The sequence below is a fragment of the Jatrophihabitans sp. genome, assembly GCF_046262535.1.
GTDB lineage: Bacteria > Actinomycetota > Actinomycetes > Mycobacteriales > Jatrophihabitantaceae > Jatrophihabitans.
This window is the reverse complement of the sequence record NZ_JBHEMO010000057.1, coordinates 1-19,061: the sequence shown is the minus strand read 5'-3', so window position 1 is coordinate 19,061 and position 19,061 is coordinate 1. Positions and strand designations below refer to the sequence as shown.

Sequence of the window (19,061 nt, the reverse complement as noted above, 5' to 3'; positions counted from 1 at the left end):
ACGTTCAAGCTGTACGGGCCGAGTGACACTGCGGATTGCACCGGCACCGCCATCTTCACGAGCACGGTGCCGTTGGGTGCTGATGGCACGGCGACGTCGGGGACCTTCAGCCCGACGACGGCCGGCTCGTACTACTGGACGGCGTCCTACTCCGGTGACGTGAACAACCTGCCGGACACCGAGGCCTGCGGCGGGACGGACGAGACCTCGACGGTCGGCAAGACGACGACCGTCGTCGGGACGGCAGCGTCGTCGGCGACCGTGGGCGGTCCGATCTCGGACACGGCGACGGTGACCGGTGGGCTGAACCCGACGGGCATGGTGACGTTCAAGCTGTACGGGCCGAGTGACACTGCGGATTGCACCGGCACCGCCATCTTCACGAGCACGGTGCCGTTGGGTGCTGATGGCACGGCGACGTCGGGGACCTTCAGCCCGACGACGGCCGGCTCGTACTACTGGGTCGCCGCGTACTCCGGCGACGACAACAATGCGGGCTCGACCGGCGCCTGTGGTGCCGAGGGCGAGACCTCGACGGTTGGCAAGCTGACCACCGTGGTCGGCACTTCGGCCACGTCGGGGAACGTCGGCGACGCGGTGTCCGACACGGCCACGCTGAGCGGTGCGACCGCGACGGCCGGCGGAACGATCACCTTCAGCGTGTTCGGCCCGAGCGACTCGCCGGACTGCACCGGCGACGCCGTCTTCACCTCAACGATCACCGTGGACGGCAACGGCCCCTACACGTCGCAGCCGTTCACTCCCACGACAGCGGGCAGCTACTACTGGGTTGCGGCCTACTCAGGTGACGAGAACAACATCGCCTCCAGCGGAGGATGCGGCGACGACGGCGAGACGTCGACGTTGAACGCCCTCGGCACGGGGCCGGAGACGCCGAGCCCGCAGCACTCCCCGGAGGTGGCGGCCCAGCAGCAGTTGGCCGCGACCGGTGCCGGTCCCGTGCACGACCAGATCGGCTGGGCCCTCGCCCTGCTGGTCCTCGGCGCGGGGATCCTGCTGGTGGGCAAGCGCCGCGGTTACCGCCGCACGCACTGATCGGTTGATCCCGGCTGGGGGGCACCGCCGTTTTTCGGCGGTGCCCCTCAGCCGTCAGGCAGGATCGGAGCCGAAAGGACCGGCTCGAGCCGACCAGGCAGCGATTGGCCGACGGTTGGGCATGTCGCGTGTCAAGTGAGCGTGGGCCCGTCTTCGACATCACTGTCGACATTCCTTCGAATCTCGACCTCGGATCGTTGTTCTGCAACGTCGCGAAGACGATCCAGGGCCCGTCAGCCGCTCAGGGATTCAACCGCAAGGCCGGTCCGGCTTGCTTTCGCATCGGCGGCGACGTCCGCGTGGTCAAGACCGCGGCCGGCAGACTCACCGTGACCTTCGTCGACCCGCGCACCAAGAACACGACGACGATCAGCACGGCGGCCAAGGCGGCCACCCTCGGTGCAGCGATCAGTGACACGGCAACGCTGACGGGTGCCACCAGCGGCGCGACGGGCACGATCACGTTCAAGGCGTATGACACCGCCGAGGTCCACGGCAACGGCGACTACGCGTCGGGCTTGTTCGCTCCGACCGCGGCGGGCAGCAACTTCTGGGTGGCGGCCTACAGCGGCGACGACGCCAACAAGCCGTCGACCGGCACCTCCGGCGACAAGGGCGAGACATCGGTGGTGACGGCACCGGCGACATCCACGCCGCCGAGCTCAACCGGCGCGGCACCGCAGGGCGCGTCGCAGCAACCGCTGGCCAACACCGGAAGCAGCCACGTCAGTAACGAGATGGCCTGGGCGCTCGCCCTGCTGATCCTCGGAGCGGCGCTGACACCACCGGGATCCGGCGCTACCAGCGCAAGCACTGACGCGCTGAGCTGACGACGAGGAGGCCGGCCCGCGTAACTGCCGGTCGGCCTCTTCCTTCGTCGCCGGCGTCGCGACCCCCGTCGGATCCGGCGCGTAGGCTTGCAAATAACCCCCTCACCCGCTCGGTGTGGGGATGTTTGTGCTGCGCCCGAAAGGCAATTGCTGTGTCCCTGTCCTGCCTGCTCGCCGCCGCCCTCGCCGATCCCGCCCTGACCGCCGCGACCGAGTCCGCTGGTTCGTCGAGCCTCACGCTCAGCGGCCCCCACGGCCTGCAGCCGTTCGCGCTGGCGGCCACTGCCCGCACCGGGCGGCTCGTCCTCGCGGTGACGAGTTCGGGACGCGAGGCCGAGGACCTCGTCACCGCGCTGCGTTGCCTGCTGCCCCCCGACGAGGTGGCCCTGTACCCCGGATGGGAGACGCTGCCCCACGAGCGCCTGTCGCCGCGCGCCGACACGGTGGGCCAACGGCTGGCCGTACTGCGCCGCCTGTCCCACCCGTCCGCCCATGATCCGGCCGCGGGCAAGCTGTCCGTCGTCGTGGCTCCGGTCCGCGCGCTGCTCCAGCCGCAGGTGCGCGATCTCGGCGAGCTGGTGCCGGTCGAGCTGCATCCCGGCGACGGCGGCCGGGAGCTGACCGACATCGTCACCGACCTGGTCGCGGCCGGTTATGCGCGATCGGAGATCGTCGAGAAGCGGGGCGACTTCGCCGTCCGTGGCGGCATCCTCGACGTCTTCCCGCCGACCGAGGAGCACCCCCTTCGCGTCGAGTTCTGGGGCGACGAGGTCGAGGAGATCCGCTACTTCAAGGTGGCCGACCAGCGCTCGCTCGAGATCGCCGAGCACGGGCTGTGGGCGCCGCCGTGCCGCGAACTCCTGCTGACCGATGCCGTGCGGGCGCGGGCGGCCGAGCTGCTCGTGCAATATCCCGAGCTCGGCGAGCTGCTCGACCCGATCAGCCGTGGCGAAGCGGTGGAGGGCATGGAGGCGCTGGCGCCCGTCCTGGTCGACGATCTCGCCCTCGTCCTGCACGAGTTGCCGACCGGTTCGCACGTCGTGCTCTGCGATCCCGAGCGGGTGCGCACGCGGTCGGTCGACCTCGTCCGCACGTCGCACGAATTCCTCGACGCCTCGTGGGCCGTCGCCGCCGGCGGCGGGAAGGCCCCCATCGATCTGGCCGCCGCCTCCTTGCGCCACTTGGAGGACGTCGAGGATGACGCCCGCGGTCTCGGTGTGCCGTGGTGGGGGATCACCGCGTTGACCGAGCCCGACGCGACGCCGAGCCTGTTCGCCGCCGCGCCGTCCTACCGCGGCGACACCGAGGCCGCCATGGACGACCTGCGCAGCTGGGCGCGCGACGGCTGGCGCATCGCCTTGGTGTTCGACGGGCACGGCTCGGCCCAGCGGGCGGTCGAGCGTTTGTCGGCCGCTGAGATCCCGGCCCGGCTGGTGGCCGAGGCGACCGTGGACGCCGGTGTCGTCGACGTGACGACCGGCCGCCTGGCCGGCGGGCTCGTCGCGCCCGAGCTGAAGCTGGCGTTCCTCACGGAGTCCGATCTCACCGGGCAGCGCGGCTCGTTGACCAAGGACAACAGCCGGATGCCGTCGCGGCGGCGCAACGCCATCGACCCGATCCAGCTCAGGTCCGGCGACTACGTCGTACACGAGCAACACGGAGTCGGCAAGTACGTGGAAATGGTGCGGCGCACCGTCAACGGCGGCGAGCGCGAGTACCTGATCATCGAGTACGCGCCGTCCAAACGCGGGCAGCCCGGCGACCGGCTCTTCGTCCCGACCGACTCACTCGACCAGGTCACCAAGTACGTCGGCGGCGAGGCGCCCACACTGTCGCGCCTCGGGGGTTCGGACTGGGCCAAGACCAAGGGTCGCGCGCGCAAGGCGGTCAGGGAGATCGCGGCCGAGCTGATCCGCCTCTACAGCGCGCGGATGGCGACCAAGGGGCACGCGTTCGGGCCCGACACCCCGTGGCAGCGCGAACTCGAGGACGCGTTCGCCTACGTCGAGACGCCCGACCAGCTCGGCGCGATCGACGAGGTCAAGGCCGACATGGAGAAGCCGCTGCCGATGGACCGCGTCATCTGCGGCGACGTCGGCTACGGCAAGACCGAGGTGGCGGTGCGCGCCGCCTTCAAGGCGGTGCAGGACGGCAAGCAGGTGGCCGTCCTCGTCCCGACGACCTTGCTCGCCCACCAGCACATTCAGACGTTCTCCGACCGGATGGCCCAATTTCCGGTCGTCATCAAGGAACTGTCCCGGTTCACCCCGTCGTCCGAGGTGGACGCCATCAGCAAGGGCATCGTCGACGGCTCGATCGACATCGTCATCGGGACGCATCGGTTGCTGCAGCAGACCGTCCGCTTCAAGGATCTCGGCCTGGTCATCGTCGACGAGGAACAGCGCTTCGGCGTGGAGCACAAGGAGTACCTGAAGGGGCTGCGCACGGCGGTCGACGTGCTGACGATGTCGGCCACCCCGATCCCGCGCACGCTGGAGATGTCGCTCACCGGGATCCGGGAGATGACGACGATCCTCACCCCGCCCGAGGAGCGGCACCCGATCCTCACCTTCGTCGGCGCGTACGACGCCCGACAGGTGGCCGCCGCCGTGCGCCGCGAGCTGCTGCGCGACGGGCAGGTCTTCTACATCCACAACCGGGTTGAGTCGATCAATCGGGCGGCGGCCAAGCTCGCTGAGCTGGTGCCGGAGGCGCGGATCGCCGTGGCGCACGGGCAGATGCCCGAAGGCGCGCTGGAACAGATCATGGTCGGCTTCTGGGAGAAGGCCTACGACGTGCTGGTCGCGACCACGATCGTCGAGTCGGGTCTGGACATCCCCAACGCCAACACGCTGATCGTCGACCGGGCCGACATGTTCGGGCTGTCGCAGCTGCACCAGCTCCGCGGCCGGGTGGGGCGGGCCCGCGAGCGCGGCTACGCGTACTTCACGTACCCGCCCGAACGGCCGCTCACCGAGACGGCCTACGACCGGCTGGCCACCATCGCCCAGCACACCGAGATGGGCGCCGGCATGGCCGTCGCGATGAAGGACCTCGAGATCCGCGGCTCCGGGAACCTGCTCGGCGGCGAACAGTCCGGGCACATCGCCGGCGTCGGCTTCGACCTCTACGTGCGGCTCGTCGGCGAGGCCGTGGCCGACTTCCGCGGTGACTCCCAGGATGACCAGAAGGAGGTCAAGGTCGACCTGCCCATCGACGCCAACCTGCCGGTCGAGTACCTGCCGGGGGAACGACTCCGCCTCGAGGCCTACCGTGCGCTGGCGTCGGCGACGACCGACGAGGCGGTCGACAGCGTCCGTGCCGAACTGATCGACCGGTTCGGGCCCATCCCGCCCCAGGTCGAGAACCTGCTGGCCGTCGCCCGGTTCAAGGTCGTGTGCCGCCGCTTCGGCGTCACCGAGGTGTCGCTTCAGGGCAACCTCGTGCGGTTCACGCCGGTCGAGCTGCCGGAATCGGGGCAGCTGCGCTTGCAGCGGCTCTACGACCGGTCGCACTACAAGCCGGCAGTCGCGACCATGTCGGTGCCTCGGCCGAAGGGTGTGGTCAAGCCCGATGGGTCGTTCGCGGAAGTGAAGTTCGGCGGCGCGCCGCTGCGCGACATCCCGCTGCTGACGTGGTGCGGCGAGGTCCTCGCAGCCGTGACCGGTCGGCATGAGATTGTTACGCCGTGAGACTTCGAACGTTGACCGCGGTTCTGGTTGCGGTCGTCGCGGCAGCCGGGCTGGCCGGTTGCCGGACCAACGTCGGCACCGCGGCGACGATCGACGGGTCCCGGATCACCGACTCCGACGTCAGCAGCTACGTGACGCCGACCGGCCCCGATGCGGCCGTCGCGGCCAACGCCGGTAAGTCCGGACAGGTCGTCTCGCCCCGGTCCCAGGTCCTGCAGTTCCTGGTCCAGCAGCAGGTGTTCACCCAGACCCTGAAGTCGTTCGGGACGGTGCCCACCGACGCCCAGCTCGCCGCCTCGCACGACGAAGCCGCCAGCGTGCTGCTGCAGACCGAGCTCAAGGGCGCCGCGCTCGATCAGGCGATCCGCAAGGGCCTGCCGAAGTCCGGCATCAAGCCCGGCTTCGTCAAGGCCTACCTGCGGACGCAGGAGCTCGAGTTCGCGATCATCAAGAGCCGCCAGCTCACCCAGCTGCCCGAGCTCTTGGCGCTCATCAAGAAGGCCCACGTGCACGTGAGCGTGAGCCCCCGCTACGGCAAGTGGAGCTCGTCCACGCTCGGCTTGGACGGCAAGGCCGCGGTCCCGTCCTACCTGACGGTCCAACCCGGTGCGGGCGGGGCCGCTCCGACGTCGACCGGCCCCGCCGGCTGAGCCGTGACGTCCCCGCTGGAGCGCGCGGTGCAGGTGATGGACCGACTCCGTTCCCCCGGCGGCTGCCCGTGGGACGCGGCGCAGACGGCCGAATCGTTGACCCGCTATCTGCTCGAAGAGGCCTACGAAGTTCTCGAGGCGATCGAGACGGGCAACCAGGCGCTGCTGCGCGAGGAGCTCGGCGACCTGTTGCTGCAGGTGCTCTTCCACGCCCGCATCGCCCAGGAACTGCCCGGCGACGCGGCCTTCGGAATCGACGAGGTCGCGGGTGATCTGGTCGCCAAGCTGGTCCGCCGGCATCCGCACGTCTTCGGCGACCCGGCCGGAACCGGCGCGCCGCCCACGGCCGACCAGCTCAACGAGACGTGGGAGCGGCAGAAGATCGACGAGAAGGGGCGCAGGTCGGCTGTCGACGGCGTCCCGTTGAACCAGCCGGCGCTCGCCCTGACGGCGAAACTCGTCTCCCGGGCGCGACGGGCCGGTATCGATGCCGAGCCGGCCGAGACCGATGACATCGGGGCACGGTTGTTCGCGGTCGTCCAGGATGCGGTGGCCGCCGGCATCGATCCGGAGACGGCCCTGCGGCGCACGGCCCGCGAATACCGGGCCGCGATCGTGGCCGCGGAAGCGAATCCCGGGGCGGAACGGGACGTAAAGGGTCCCAGCCAGTAGCACGGGGGGAGCTACCGCCTGGGACCTTTTCCGATCATAACCCCGCTTTGTCCTCACCGCCACCGGGCGGCGTCGGGCTCGACGCCGGTACGGCGGGGCAGCGGCGCCCCGACAACGGGCGCCGATAGGGTTGGTCTCCTTCCGTCGATTTCTGAGAGGACGTGCCGGTGGCCAGCATCGACGCCGTGGGGGCGCGCGAGATCTTGGATTCGCGTGGCAATCCGACCGTCGAGGTCGAGGTGGCCCTGGACGACGGCACCCTGTCGCGGGCCGCCGTGCCGAGCGGCGCGTCGACCGGTGCCTTCGAGGCCGTGGAGCTGCGCGACGGTGGCAGCCGTTACGGCGGCAAGGGCGTCGAGAAGGCCGTCGCGGCCGTCATGGACGACCTCGCTCCAGAGCTGATCGGGCTCGAGGCCAGCGAGCAGCGCATCCTCGACCAGACCCTGCGCGATCTGGACGGGACGCCGGACAAGAGCAAGTTCGGCGCCAACGCGATCCTCGGCGTCTCGCTGGCCGTGGCCAAGGCCGCCGCGCTGTCGGCCGAGCTGCCGCTGTTCCGCTATCTCGGCGGCCCGAACGCCTACCTGCTGCCCGTCCCGATGATGAACATCCTCAACGGCGGCGCCCACGCCGACTCCAACGTCGACGTCCAGGAGTTCATGATCGCGCCGATCGGCGCCCCCACGTTCGCCGAGGCCCTGCGCCACGGCGCCGAGGTCTACCACGCGCTCAAGGCCGTGCTGAAGACGAAGGGCCTGTCGACCGGGCTCGGCGACGAGGGCGGCTTCGCGCCCAACCTCGGCTCCAACCGCGCCGCGCTCGACCTCATCATCGAGGCGGTCGGCCAGACCGGTCTCACCGCGGGCGTCGACATCGCCCTCGCCCTCGACGTCGCCGCCACCGAGTTCTACCGCGACGGCGCCTACCAGTTCGAGGGCGCGGCGAAGTCGGCCGACGAGATGGTGGCGTACTACCGCTCGCTGGTCGCCGACTACCCGATCGTCTCGATCGAGGACCCGCTGTCCGAGGACGACTGGAGCGCGTGGGAGGAGCTCACCGTCGAGCTCGACGAGCAGGTGCAGATCGTCGGCGACGACTTGTTCGTCACCAACCCGGAGCGCCTCGGCCGCGGAATCGAGGCGGGGGCCGCGAACGCGCTGCTCGTCAAGGTGAATCAGATCGGCACGCTCACCGAGACCTTCGACGCCGTCGACCTCGCGCACCGCCACGGCTACCGCTGCATGATGAGCCACCGCTCGGGCGAGACCGAGGACACCACCATCGCCGATCTGGCCGTCGCGGTGAACTGCGGGCAGATCAAGACGGGCGCGCCGGCCCGTAGCGAGCGCGTGGCCAAGTACAACCAGCTGCTTCGGATCGAGGACGAGCTCGACGACGCCGCGCGGTACGCCGGTGCCGCCGCGTTCCCGCGTTACGCGCCCACGGCGTACGTCGCACCCGCGGCCGAGTGAGCCGGTGAAGCAGACGCGCGCGGGCCGTCCGGTGCTGACCGGGCGCGCCCTGGTACTGGGCGGGATCGTGATCCTGCTCGTCGTCCTGCTCGCCTCGCCGATCCAGCGCTACCTCACCAGCCGGCACGACCTGAGCGGGGCCGGGCGGCAGTTGCAGGACGACCGTCAGCAGCTGGGCGAGCTGACCCGGCAGAAGTCGCTGTGGTCGGATCCGGGTTTCATCCAGCAGCAGGCTCGCAAGCGTCTGCAGTACGCGATGCCCGGCGACACGGTGTACGTGGTTGTCGACAAGGGGCAGAAGTCCGACATCGAGAAGAGCGCGGGTCTGCCCGGCAAGCACATCGCGGGCCCGGGGTGGAACAACCGGCTGATGGACAGCGTCCGCGCCGCGGCGAAATGACGGCCGGCGAGCCACTGGTTTCGGCCGCGGATCGCACGATCGTCGGCGCCCAGTTGGGCCGGGCGCCGCGGGCCATCCGCGCGGTCGCGCACCGCTGCCCGTGCGGCAATCCCGACGTCGTTGAGACCTCGCCGCGCCTGCCCGACGGCACGCCGTTCCCGACCCTGTACTACCTGACGTGCCCCAGGGCAGCGGCGGCGATCGGCACGCTCGAGGCCAGCGGGGTGATGCGCGAGATGACCGAGCGGCTGCAGATCGATCCGGACCTCGCCGCCGCGTACCGAGCCGCGCACGATAGCTACCTGGCCCGCCGCCAGGAGATCGGGCATGTCGACGAGATCGCCGGCGTCAGCGCCGGGGGGATGCCGAACCGAGTGAAGTGCCTGCACGTCATGGTGGGTCATGCGCTCGCCGCCGGACCCGGCGTCAACCCGCTCGGCGACGAGGCCCTGGCCACCCTGCCCCACTGGTGGGCCAACGGACCGTGCGTGAGTCCATGACCCGAGTCGCCGGGATCGACTGCGGCACGAACTCCATCCGCCTGCTCATCGCCGACATCGAGGAGGGCACGCTGACCGACGTCGTCCGGCAGATGCGCGTGGTGCGGCTCGGCCAGGACGTCGACCGGACCGGCCGGCTCGCGCCCGAGGCGATCGAGCGCACCCGCGTCGCGCTGCTCGATTACGCGGCGCTCGCGCATCAGCACGGCGCGGAGCGGGTCCGCATGGTGGCGACCAGCGCTACTCGGGACGCGGCCAACCGGGCCGACTTCGTCACGATGGTGCAGGGCGTGCTCGGGGCGGAGCCGGAGGTCATCACCGGGCGCGAGGAGGCGGAGCTGTCCTTCGCCGGCGCTACCAGCGTGCTCCCCGAAACCGACGGTCCGCTGCTCGTCGCCGACATCGGTGGAGGGTCGACCGAGCTTGTCCGCGGTGGCGACGGGCAGTTGCGCTCCCACAGCATGGACGTCGGCTGCGTGCGGATGACCGAGCGGCACCTGCATTCGGATCCGCCGACCGACGCGCAGGTTGCCGCGACGATCGCCGACGTCCGCGCCGCTGTCCAGGCTGCGCGCGCCGACGTTCCACTCGATCCGGACGTGACGTTCGTCGGTGTCGCCGGCACGGTCACGACGATCACTGCGATCGCACTGGGGCTCGGGCGCTACGACCCCGGCGCGATCCACGGCGCGACTATTCCCGCCGACCAGGTGCGCGACGTCACCGACCGCCTGCTGCACATGACCCACGACCAGCGCGCCGCGCTGCCGGTGATGCATCCGGGACGGGTGGACGTGATCGGCGCCGGCGCCCTGGTGCTGCGCACACTGGTCGACGAGATCGGCGTCGCGGCGGTGATCGCCAGCGAGCACGACATCCTCGACGGGATCGCGCTCAGCATCGGGTGAGCCGCGGCGCCGAGCTGGCGTCAGTCGGCGGTGCTGTTCGCCTTCTCACTCGCCTTCTGCAGCTTCTTGGCGGCCTTGCTCGGCTTGCCCGGCGGCGGCTCGCTGCCGGTGATTGCGCGATAGGCGACCTCGGTGCTGCGCCGGGTGATCAGGTCGGCCAGCACGATGCCGACGCCGGACATGGCAGCCCACACGACGGCGTCGCTCCAGTGCACCTCGGCCTCTGATGGCTTGCGCGGCGGGTCGTCGGGCCGGACAGTCAGCCACGCGCGCTCCACCGCTTTCTTGGTGACGATGCCGACGGGAATGCCGACGACGATGCTCATCACCTTCATGCTGACCTTCGCGCCTGCGCCCATCCGTCAGTCCTCTCGTTCCGGTGCTCGAACCCTACCCAGGCCGGTCGGCGCGCTCCCTGCCAAGCTTGCGAGCGTGGTGGTGCCTCCGGGAAGCGGCTGGCCGGGCGACCCGGCGACCGCCGCGACCCCGGTGGCCCATTCGGCCGCCGACGTGGCCAGGCTCGCGTCCGCCTCGGCGGGCGACGAGCTGGCGGCGCGAGTGAGCGTGTGCCGCGCGTGTCCCCGGCTCGTCGCGTGGCGCGAGCAGGTGGCGCGGGAAAAGCGCCGCTCGTTCGCCGACCAGACCTACTGGGGACGGCCGATCCCGGGCTTCGGCGATCCTGAACCGCGCATCCTCGTCGTGGGGCTCGCGCCGGCCGCGCACGGCGCCAACCGCACGGGCCGCATGTTCACCGGCGACCGGAGCGGCGACTGGCTCTATGCGTCGCTGCACCGCGTCGGTCTGGCCAATCAGCCGACCTCGGTGTCGGCTGGCGACGGGCTCGCGCTGCGCGGCGTCTACATCACCGCACCGGTGCACTGCGCGCCGCCGGCCAACAAGCCGACGCCCGAGGAGCGCGACAACTGCCGCCCATGGTTGAGCCGCGAGCTCTCCCTGGTGTGGCCCGAGGTGCGGGCTGTGGTGGTGCTCGGGGGCTTCGGCTGGGTCGCGCTGTGGCCGGCGTTGCGGGTAGCCGGTCTGCCGGTACCGGCTCGGGTACCGCTGTTCGGGCACGGCGTCGAGGCGGGGATTGACGGGCGGACCGTCCTCGGCTGCTATCACGTCAGCCAGCAGAACACCTTCACCGGACGGTTGACCGAGCCGATGCTCGACGCTGTGTTCCTGCGCGCGGTGCGGCTCGCCGGGCTCGACCCGCTCAGGTGACCGCAGTGCGTAGTTCGGACACGACGGTCTCGAGCTGATCGACCAGGGCGGCGACCCGGTCGCCGTTCACCGCCGCCAGCCCCGTCCGGATGAGGTTTCGGGCCAGCACGGACGGCTTGACGCCAATGACTGCCGCGCGGGCGCCGATGGCGGCGAGTTCCCGTGGGTCGAGTCGGATGGAACGACGGAGGCACCTGACGGGCGCCGCGTCGCCCGGGCCGCCTGCCGGGTCGCTTCGTCCGCGGCGTCCAGCCGGGCCATCTCGCGGTTGACATGGGCGATGGCAAGTTCGCGGGCACTGGTCACGCAGCCGACGGTAGGGAGGACGTGTGACAGTTTCCCGTGCCGAGTACCAGCACCAGTAGGTGCTGGTGCTGTCCGACGGTTGTCAGACGCCACTTGTCCTACAACCGTCGGACAGCCCTGCGGAAGAGGTACCTCTCCGGAGCGGCGCCACGGGGCCGTCGGACGCCTCGCGCCGCGCGGCCAGATCACTCCGCCCGCAGCACCTGGGAAATTGCAGGCGTGCCGCGCGGCGTCCTGGCCACGCGGCCAGTGCGTTCGCGGCGAGCAGCGCGGCCGGGACCAGCAGCAGCACGGTCGGGCCGACAACCGGCGGCACGTACTCGAACGGCGTGTAGGACGCGACCTGGCGCCAGATCGTCCGGCCGACGGCCACGCCCAGCGGCATTCCGAACGCGAGTCCGACGACGGCCAGCACCGTCGCCTGCGTGACCACAACACACCGACATTGCCATGGAGTCATGCCCAGGGCACGGAGCACGGCAAGGTCCTGCGTACGTCGGCGCACCGACGTCGTCAGCGCATGTCCGACGGCTCCGATCGCCAACAGTGCGAGGAACCCGCCGAGGAACAGCGGCAGCCGTCGCACATCGCGGAGCGCCGTCACCTCGGACAACGGAGCCGGCGGTGCGAATGCCACTGCGCCGAGCTTCGGATTCTCAGCCGCGATCGTCCTGCTCAAATCCGCGCCGGCGCCCGCAGAGCTTCCCGATCGCAGCGCGACGTAGACGGTGTGGAACTTGAAGTCCTTGAATGCCCGGTCGTAAGCGGCGTCGGTCAGCCAGCCGCCATCGGCGTAGTTGTTGTGGGCGCCTTTCGGAACCAGCGCCGCCCCGGTGACGGTGTACGTCCGCGACGCCCGGCTGCCGGTCAGCACGACCCGTCGACCGACCGCCGTGTGCAGAGCAGACATCGACTGCGGGGCGAGCGCCACCTCGTCCGGTGCCCTTGGCATCCGTCCCTCGACGATGACGACCGGCAGCGGCTTGGTTCCTCCTCCGTAGGTATAGAGGGACACTGAGCCGTGTCCGGCCGGACCGGTCGCGACCCCGATGCGCCCGTCGTTCAGGCCGGTGACCCGGGCGTCGGACTGCAGCGCTGCGGTCAGCCGGCCGACGGGCGCGAAGTCGTGGCCGTCGAAGCCGACGTCGGCGCTCACGTCGAACGTCTGCCCGAACCGTTGCGGATGGCCGGCCGCATCGGCGACGCCGTGCGAGAAGGTGAGCGCGGCCAGGATGCCGACCACGCCCAGCACGGCGCCGAACAACGCGGGCCGCACCGGCACCGACGTGCGCCCGCGGCCGGCTTCGAGCGCGAACCGCGTGCCGACCACTACGGGCACGGGCAGGCCGCCGCGGGCGGCGACGCCCGCGACCACGGACCGGCGTGCCTCGAACTTGCGCCGGTCAGCCCGCAGGGCGAGCGCCGCCGACGCCGCGGCGCCGCCGGCGACCAGCACGACCGTGAGAACGGTCCCCAAGATCAAGACGAGCCAGTCGAAGGAGAGGCCGGGATCCGGCTCGGCGGCGGCCGCGGCGCCGATCGGAAACCAGCGCGACGCGACGACCGCCCCGGCTGCGCCGACGGCTGCGCCGGCCACGGCCGCCAGTGTCGGCGCGGCGGCGGCCGCGGCGCCCGCCTGTCGCGGAGTCATGCCGAGAGCGCGAAGCGTCCGAAGGTCGGCGATGCTGGACGAGGCATGGCGCGCGACCGCCTGGCCGACCAGGAACAACGCAGCGAGAAGTGCGGCCGCAGCAAATGCGTACAGGCAGCGGGCGGCGAAGGTGGCTTGCTGGCGCGGCGCCCGGTCGACCCACACCGCCAGATCGACGACCTCGAGATCAGCTCGCCCGGTGACCCGGGCCAGGTCACGGCGGAATTGCGGTATTGCCGCAGCGCCACCCCGCAACCGGAACAGGGCGTTCGCAATGGTCGGGCGGTCCGGATCGCCGGAGGTGCCCACGAGACTGCCGGGATAGCGCCGCACGACGCCCGGCGACATGAGCAGGGTGTCCGCGAACCAACGCGACACCACTGATCCCACCACTCGCAGGTGCAGCCGGGGACCGGTGAACGTCCCGCCACCGTCGTCCTCGCTCACCGCCTTGCGGAACTGGGCGGGCGTCGGTAGCCGCACGACGACCACGTCCCCCACGTGGAGCTTGTACCGGGACAGGAACGCCGGTGATGCGATCGCTTCATCGCTGCGGTCGGCATCGAACAAGCGGCCACGCTGCACCACGCCGGCCTCCAGGGTGCGCATGGTGGTCGGCAGCATCGCCGGCTCGGTCTCGGCCTCCGGTGGCAACCCGTCGATGTGGAACGTCGGGCCGAAGGGTGTGTAGCCCAGGACGACGGGCAGCCGGCGCACCGGTCCCCAATCGAAGTCCGGCGTGTTGGCGAGGACGGCGACCGTCGCCGGCTTGGTCCGGCTCTCCAGTCGGTCGAGCGCGCTGCCGGTGCGTCGTGCGCCGGCCGTACCCGTCATCACTGTCGCGGTCGACACGGCGATGAGCAGAGCGAGCGCTGCTAGTGAGCGCCACCGTCGACGCCGCTCGAGCCGCAACCAATCCGCGACGACACTCACGCGGTGACCCCCCTTCCGGTTCACCGGTGAGCCTGCCTCGCGGCAGGAGGCGGCTCAAGGGTGCCTGCACCCGCCTGACTGCGGGTGCCCGCCGCCGCTCAGCCGAGCGCGGCCCGCACCTCGTCCGGTATCGGTTGGGGGACGCCGGCAGCGTCGGCGTACACGTAGGTCGTTTCGACCGCGCAGCACGGATGGCCGCCGGCGCGGACGTCGAAAGCGAGCGTGGCGCTGGTGCGACCGATCTTCGTGCAGCTCACGTCCACCTCGATCACGTCGCCCCAGGTGGCCGGACCGGTCCACGTCAACGTCGACGACACCAGCCGGACGAGCGAGACGAACCCGCGCAGGCCGCGCTGTTCGCAGTACGCGCCCATCGCTTCGTCGCAGTAGAGCAGGTAGTGGGAGTTGAAGACGACGCCCTGCTGATCGACCTCGGCGTAACGCACCGGCGCCGACCAGGTACTGCCGTGCCCGCTTGCATCCGTGCCCATGCGTGCAGTCTGCCGCGTGCCGGCCGTCGACCCGTCACAATGGGCGCGTCGCCCCCGTAGCCCAATGGCAGAGGCAGACCCCTTAAAAGGGTCCAAGTGTCGGTTCGAATCCGACCGGGGGTACCGCGATCAGTCCGGAGTCCGGAACCGACCGGTCGCCAGCGCGGCCGCGCGATGGCGCTCCGGGTATCCCGGACCGAGGTGCAGGCTGACGTCCGCGAGCCGAAGGGGCTCGCCGCAGTTCGCGCACACGACCTCCGCCGTGGTGTCGTGCCCGCAGCTCGCGTGCTCCATCACGACCGGCGGTCCGTCGTCGGTCGCGAGCCATCGGTCACCCCAGCTGTTGATGGCGGCCAGTACAGGGAAGAAGTCGCGGCCCCTGTCGGTGAGGACGTAGTCGTAGCGCGGGGGGTTCTGCTGATAGGCCTTGCGTTCGAGGATGTCCGCATCGACGAGCCGGCCCAGCCGCTGGGTCAGCACGTTGCGCCCGATGCCGAGCACGCGCTCGAAGTCGTCGAATCGCGTGGTGCCGTAGAACGCCTCGCGCAGCACCAGCGGAGTCCACCAATCGCCGAGCAGGTCGACCGTGCGGGCGATCGAGCACGGCCAGTTGGCGAAGGTCGTGCGCTTCACAGCGCCTCGACCCGGGCCCGGACGTGCTTGTGCCACGGAGTTCCCGCCCACTCGTCGCGGTCCTCAGTGGCGGTGAGTTCGTTGGGCGCGATGCCGACCGTGGTGGGCGCACCGGACTCGTCCGGGACGGTCAGCCCAAGGCCGTTCGGCAGCGAGATGTGCCCCGCTCGCATACGTGGCGTGGGTTCGATGGCGACATCCACCGTGCCGCGCGGGGTCGTCAGCCTGACCCGGTCACCGCCGGCCACGCCCAGCCGGTCGGCGTCGAGCTGGCTCATCCGCAGGGCGCCGCCGGCATCTCGTTTGCGCCAGGCCGGATCGCGGATGATCGTGTTCGCCGTGAACGCGCGCCGCTCGCCGGCCGACAGGACGAACGGCCACTCGGGATCGACGAGCGCAGCGCCGCGCCGGGCGAGCCCCTCCACCTCCGCGAGCAGCTCCGGGATGTCGAGCTGGATCGGGCGGCCGGCCAGGCGGTCCCACGTCGCGTCCTCGGTGTCGTCGGTGATGACCACCCCGGACGGGCTGGCGAGAATCGCGCGGAACAGGTTCTCCCCGGCGGCGAGACCCGTACCGAACCCGGCGCGTTTCACCCCGCTCGGGTTGGCGGCGGCGCAGGTGTGGGCCGCCGCCCAGAGCACGGCCGCGGCGGCTGCGCCGTCGGGCAGGGTGGGTCCGAGCGTCCGGTACAGCAGGACGGCCGCCAGCCGGCGCAGGCGCGGGTCGCTCACCGCCGCGAAGAACGCAGCGGCGAAGGCTTCCGGGTCTCCGGCTGCCGCGCGCAGGGGCGCGTAGTCGGCCTCGGTCAGCGCGCCCGACGCCTCGACCAGACGCGCGTGGATCTCCGGCTCGGGGAGCACGCCACTCGGCGGCTCGACGACCGGATGGCGCAGATGGAAGATGTTGCGCGGGAAGTCGAAGTTGAAGAACGTGGCCTCGAACTTCTCGAACTGCGTGGGCGCCGGCAGGACGTAGTCGGCCAGCCGCGCCGTCTCGGTCATCGCGACATCGATGACGACGACGAACTCCAGCGCCTCCATCGCCTGCCGCATGCGTGCGGAATCGGCGAGCGAATGCACCGGGTTCGCGCTCTCGACCAGCATCGCCCGGTACCGATTCGGGTGATCGGTGAGGATCTCGTCGGCGATGACGTTGCACGGCACGAGGCCACCGATGATCGGGGCACCGACGACGGGGCTGCGCGGACCCTCACCGGCCCGGTGCCCGCGGTCGCGGGCAATGGCCGACATGCTGGAGAAGACGTACTGCGCGCCGCGCTTGCCGAAGTTGCCGGTGAGCAACCAGACCAGTTTCTCGACGTAGCTGACGAGCGTGGAGTCGCGGTTCATCTGAACGCCCAGGTCCTCGAGCACGGCGACCGACTCGGCCGTGCCGATCCGCCGGGCCGCGGCCCGCACCAGCTCGGGGTCCAGGTCGGCGATCGCGCAGTACTCGTCGACTGGCACGCGGGCCAGCACCCGCACCACGTTGGCGAGCCCCTCCGCCTCGGCGTGTTCGGCCAGCCAGTCATGCGCGATGAGGTCTTCCTGGACGAGCACCGCGGCGAGCGCGGTGACGGCGTAGATGTCCGTGCCGGGACGCAGCTGGAGATGGAAGTCGGCGAGTTCGGCGGTCTCCGTCCGCACCGGGTCGATCACGATCATCGATCGGGCCGGGTCCTTGCCGATGTCCTTCAGCACCGCTCGCGCCCGCGGGAAGCCGTGCGACTGGTACGGGTTCTTGCCGACGAACACCGCGACCTCGCAGTGCTCGACGTCAGCCCGGTTGGGTTTGCCGAGCAGCCGGGCGTTCACCCAGAACTCGCCGGTCTTCTCTTGGGCCAGCGCGCTGGACCGGTAGCGGGCACCGAAGGCCGCCATCGTCGCGGGCGAATGCGCTCCGCCGAGATGGTTGCCCTGGCCTCCACCGCCGTAATAGAAGATCGTCTCGCCCCCGAAATCGTCGCGGATCGCGCCGAACCGCTCGGCGATCTCGGCGATCGCGATGTCCCAGTCGACTTCTTCGAAGCTGCCGTCGTCCCGTCGACGCAGCGGCTGGGTGATGCGGCCGGCGCGGCCGTTCTGATACGCGTCCAGCTGCAGCGCCTTGTTGCAGGTGTAGCCCTGCGAGGCCGGGTGGCGCTTGTCGCCGCGGATCTTGGCGAAGGTGCGCCCGTCGGCGCCGACCTGCACCTCGATCCCGCAGTTGCACTCGCACAAGATGCACGCGGTGGGCCGCCAGTCGGCGACGGTGTCGTCCATGGAGGCAGGCTAGCCGAGTGAGTTCACTAGTGAAACCCAGTCTCCGGACGACGGCGTGGGATGGCCGGATCACCGGATGGGATGATGTAAGCCGGTAATCAGCGGGGAAAGGCGTGGAATGAACGGCGTAAGCGTGCGAGCACTTCGTGGCTGACAAGGAAGGCTTCCTCAAGCACTCCCGGGTGACCCCGCAGCGGCGGCCGGTGCCGGTCCGCTTGCAGGACTGGAAAGAGGTCTACGAGGACTTCGACCCGAAGGCGCTGGCCGACCAGGCCAGCCGCTGCATGAACTGCGGGGTTGCGTTCTGTCACGGCGGCTGCCCGCTGGGGAACCTGATCCCCGAGTGGAACGATTTGGTCCACCGCGACTTCTGGCACGAGGCGATCGACCGGTTGCACGCGACCAACAACTTCCCCGAGTTCACGGGCCGGCTGTGCCCGGCGCCGTGCGAAACCGCGTGCGTCCTCGGCATCAACGCGGACCCCGTCACCATCAAGCAGGTCGAGGTCGAGATCATCGACCGCGCCTGGGACGAGGGCTGGGTGCCGGCGCAGCCGGCCGCGGACCGCAGCGGGAAGCGGGTAGCGGTGGTGGGCTCCGGCCCGTCCGGGCTTGCTGCGGCTCAGCAGCTGACCCGGGCCGGCCATGACGTGACCGTTTACGAGCGGGCCGACCGGATCGGCGGCCTGCTCCGGTACGGCATCCCCGAGTTCAAGATGGAGAAGCGCGTCCTGGACCGCCGGCTCGACCAGATGCGGACCGAGGGCACGGCGTTCGTCACCTCCTGCGACGTCGGCGTCGACATCAGCGCGGAGGAGCTGCGGTCGTCCTACGACGCGGTGCTGCTCGCCGGCGGCGCCACCGCCGCCCGCGACCTGCCGATCCCCGGCCGCGACCTGGCCGGGATCCATCTGGCGATGGAGTACCTCACCCCGGCCAACCACGTGCAGCAGGGCGACCTCGCCACGTCGCCGATCGACGCGGCCGGCAAGCGGGTCGTGATCATCGGCGGCGGCGACACCGGGGCGGACTGCCTGGGTACGGCGCACCGCCAGGGGGCGGCGTCCGTGCACCAGCTGGAGATCCTGCCGCAGCCGCCGCGGACCCGCGACCCGTCGACGCCGTGGCCCACCTGGCCGCTGATGATGCGGACCTCCTCCGCTCACGAGGAAGGCGGGGAGCGGGTCTTCTCGGTCAGCACCGTCCGGTTCGTGGGCGACGCGGACGGCCGGGTGACTGGCCTGGTGCTCCAGGAGGTCGAGTCGAAGACCGTCGACGGCCGGCCCTCCTTCGTGCCGGTGGAGGGCAGCGAGTCCGAGCTGCCGTGCGAGCTCGTGCTGCTGGCGATGGGCTTCACCGGTCCGCAGCAGGCGGGCCTGCTC

The 19,061-nt window shown here is 70.8% G+C and carries 15 protein-coding genes, 1 tRNA gene and 1 pseudogene; 12 read left to right on the top strand and 5 right to left on the bottom strand.

What is annotated here, in order from left to right:
* From ABR571_RS08915 to ABR571_RS08875, 9 genes and pseudogenes are all read left to right on the top strand, one after another.
* Window positions 1-1,056, top strand: a pseudogene (locus ABR571_RS08915) (hypothetical protein); the annotation flags it as partial.
* A gap of 128 nt (window positions 1,057-1,184) precedes the next feature.
* Window positions 1,185-1,886 carry a hypothetical protein gene (locus ABR571_RS08910; protein ID WP_409452839.1) on the top strand — a complete coding sequence of 234 codons (702 nt, stop codon included), beginning with the start codon at window positions 1,185-1,187 and terminating at the stop codon, window positions 1,884-1,886.
* A 152-nt stretch (window positions 1,887-2,038) separates the two neighbouring features.
* Window positions 2,039-5,578 carry a transcription-repair coupling factor gene (gene mfd / locus ABR571_RS08905; protein ID WP_409452838.1) on the top strand — a complete coding sequence of 1,180 codons (3,540 nt, stop codon included), beginning with the start codon at window positions 2,039-2,041 and terminating at the stop codon, window positions 5,576-5,578.
* Between the two features lie 11 nt (window positions 5,579-5,589).
* Window positions 5,590-6,228: a hypothetical protein gene (locus tag ABR571_RS08900; RefSeq protein WP_409452837.1), complete on the top strand. Its 639-nt coding sequence runs from the start codon at window positions 5,590-5,592 to the stop codon at window positions 6,226-6,228.
* Between the two features lie 36 nt (window positions 6,229-6,264).
* Window positions 6,265-6,900: a MazG family protein gene (locus ABR571_RS08895; protein ID WP_409452836.1), complete on the top strand. Its 636-nt coding sequence runs from the start codon at window positions 6,265-6,267 to the stop codon at window positions 6,898-6,900.
* A gap of 167 nt (window positions 6,901-7,067) precedes the next feature.
* Window positions 7,068-8,372, top strand: coding sequence for a phosphopyruvate hydratase (eno, locus tag ABR571_RS08890; protein WP_409452835.1), 1,305 nt, complete (start codon window positions 7,068-7,070; stop codon window positions 8,370-8,372).
* Window positions 8,373-8,376: 4 nt separating this feature from the next.
* A complete protein-coding gene (locus ABR571_RS08885; RefSeq protein ID WP_409452834.1) occupies window positions 8,377-8,772 on the top strand; it encodes an FtsB family cell division protein in 396 nt (131 codons plus the stop codon).
* The gene (locus ABR571_RS08880; protein WP_409452833.1) at window positions 8,769-9,272 is read left to right on the top strand and encodes a DUF501 domain-containing protein; all 504 of its coding nucleotides are present in this window, start codon (window positions 8,769-8,771) and stop codon (window positions 9,270-9,272) included. Before ABR571_RS08885 ends, ABR571_RS08880 begins: the two co-directional genes overlap by 4 nt.
* Window positions 9,269-10,180, top strand: coding sequence for an exopolyphosphatase (locus ABR571_RS08875; protein WP_409452832.1), 912 nt, complete (start codon window positions 9,269-9,271; stop codon window positions 10,178-10,180). Before ABR571_RS08880 ends, ABR571_RS08875 begins: the two co-directional genes overlap by 4 nt.
* 20 nt (window positions 10,181-10,200) lie before the next feature.
* Here the strand turns inward: ABR571_RS08875 and ABR571_RS08870 are convergent, their stop codons facing one another.
* Window positions 10,201-10,539, bottom strand: a complete 339-nt coding sequence (locus ABR571_RS08870) for a DUF4235 domain-containing protein (protein WP_409452831.1) — start codon at window positions 10,537-10,539, stop codon at window positions 10,201-10,203.
* Window positions 10,540-10,612: 73 nt separating this feature from the next.
* Here ABR571_RS08870 and ABR571_RS08865 point away from each other — a divergent pair, with 73 nt between their 5' ends.
* On the top strand, window positions 10,613-11,404 hold the full coding sequence (locus ABR571_RS08865) for a uracil-DNA glycosylase (protein ID WP_409452830.1): 792 nt from the start codon (window positions 10,613-10,615) through the stop codon (window positions 11,402-11,404).
* A 388-nt stretch (window positions 11,405-11,792) separates the two neighbouring features.
* On the opposite strand, the gene ABR571_RS08860 is transcribed toward ABR571_RS08865, so the two are convergent.
* On the bottom strand, window positions 11,793-14,294 hold the full coding sequence (locus tag ABR571_RS08860; RefSeq protein ID WP_409452829.1) for an FtsX-like permease family protein: 2,502 nt from the start codon (window positions 14,292-14,294) through the stop codon (window positions 11,793-11,795).
* Window positions 14,295-14,392: 98 nt separating this feature from the next.
* Entirely contained in the window at window positions 14,393-14,785 is a 393-nt protein-coding gene (locus tag ABR571_RS08855; protein ID WP_409452828.1) for an acyl-CoA thioesterase, read from the bottom strand.
* Window positions 14,786-14,835: 50 nt separating this feature from the next.
* On the opposite strand from ABR571_RS08855, the gene ABR571_RS08850 reads away from it, so the two are divergent.
* Window positions 14,836-14,908 (top strand) — tRNA-Leu (locus tag ABR571_RS08850).
* 6 nt (window positions 14,909-14,914) lie between these two features.
* Here ABR571_RS08850 and ABR571_RS08845 read toward each other — a convergent pair.
* Both ABR571_RS08845 and ABR571_RS08840 read right to left on the bottom strand, forming a co-directional pair.
* Entirely contained in the window at window positions 14,915-15,418 is a 504-nt protein-coding gene (locus ABR571_RS08845) for a winged helix-turn-helix transcriptional regulator (protein WP_409452827.1), read from the bottom strand.
* On the bottom strand, window positions 15,415-17,679 hold the full coding sequence (locus ABR571_RS08840) for a molybdopterin-dependent oxidoreductase (protein WP_409452826.1): 2,265 nt from the start codon (window positions 17,677-17,679) through the stop codon (window positions 15,415-15,417). The genes ABR571_RS08845 and ABR571_RS08840 overlap by 4 nt, the downstream gene beginning before the upstream one ends.
* A gap of 146 nt (window positions 17,680-17,825) precedes the next feature.
* On the opposite strand from ABR571_RS08840, the gene ABR571_RS08835 reads away from it, so the two are divergent.
* The coding region (locus ABR571_RS08835) for a glutamate synthase subunit beta (protein ID WP_409452825.1) at window positions 17,826-19,061 on the top strand (1,236 nt) is incomplete at its 3' end.